Below are 1,128 nucleotides of genomic sequence, written 5' to 3' on the forward strand. Positions count from 1 at the left end.
CCCCCAGCCACAAGTCATCCGCTACTTTTTCAACAGTAGTCGGTTCGGTCCTCCAGTTAGTGTTACCCAACCTTCAACCTGCCCATGGCTAGATCACCGGGTTTCGGGTCTATATCATGCAACTATTCGCCCAGTTAAGACTCGGTTTCCCTTCGGCTCCCCTATTCGGTTAACCTCGCTACATAATATAAGTCGCTGACCCATTATACAAAAGGTACGCAGTCACCCTATCACTAAGCACCCTCTGTTTATTTTTTGGGGTTTGACGTCACTACGTTCCGTCAACCGCTCTTTAAACAAAAGACTCAGTGCGCTATTCCATCACTTTGCTTAGTGATAGGGCTCCCACTGCTTGTACGTACAGGGTTTCAGGTTCTATTTCACTCCCTTCACCAGGGTTCTTTTCGCCTTTCCCTCACGGTACTGGTTCACTATCGGTCAGTCAGGAGTATTTAGCCTTGGAGGATGGTCCCCCCATCTTCAAACAGGATTTCTCGTGTCCCGCCCTACTTCGTGTTAGCTTAGTACCATAAATGCGCCTTCGGATACGGGATTATCACCCTCTGCGATTGTGCTTCCCAACACATTCTCCTAACACACTTACTATCACTAACGGCTCTTCCGCGTTCGCTCGCCGCTACTTACAGAATCTCGGTTGATTTCTTTTCCTCGGGGTACTGAGATGTTTCAGTTCTCCCGGTTCGCCTTGTTAACCTATGGATTCAGTTAACAATAGTAGATTCTTCATCTACTGGGTTTCCCCATTCGGATATCGTGGAGTAATAACGCTTCTTATCAACTCCTCCACGCTTTTCGCAGATTAGCACGTCCTTCTTCGCCTCTGACTGCCTAGGCATCCACCCTGCACGCTTCGTCACTTAACCATACAACCTCAAGAATTTTTATCCCGCACTTTCGTTTGGTTTCCATTCCCAAAGCCGCTTTCAATTGACGCGTGCGTAAGTTTCCCTACGCTGACCTGCTCAGTGCCTTTTCTCACCAAACAAGCCCTTCATTCGATGCTCGATTGCTCGAGTTGTCGAATACTCAGCTCTTACGTCCTTCCGAACGCTTGAGTTCTCTTCAGTTTTTAGCTTGTGTCCAAATTTTTAAAGAACAAATCGGTTT

General features: G+C 47.4%; 1 rRNA gene. It reads right to left on the bottom strand.

Going from position 1 to position 1,128, the window contains the following annotated elements:
• Positions 1 to 884: ribosomal RNA gene (locus tag B8880_RS12800) — 23S ribosomal RNA — on the bottom strand; the annotation flags it as partial.
• Between the last annotated feature and the right edge of the window lie 244 nt (positions 885 to 1,128).

Origin of the sequence: Pasteurella testudinis DSM 23072, assembly GCF_900176075.1 — a bacterium.
Classification (GTDB): domain Bacteria; phylum Pseudomonadota; class Gammaproteobacteria; order Enterobacterales; family Pasteurellaceae; genus Chelonobacter; species Chelonobacter testudinis.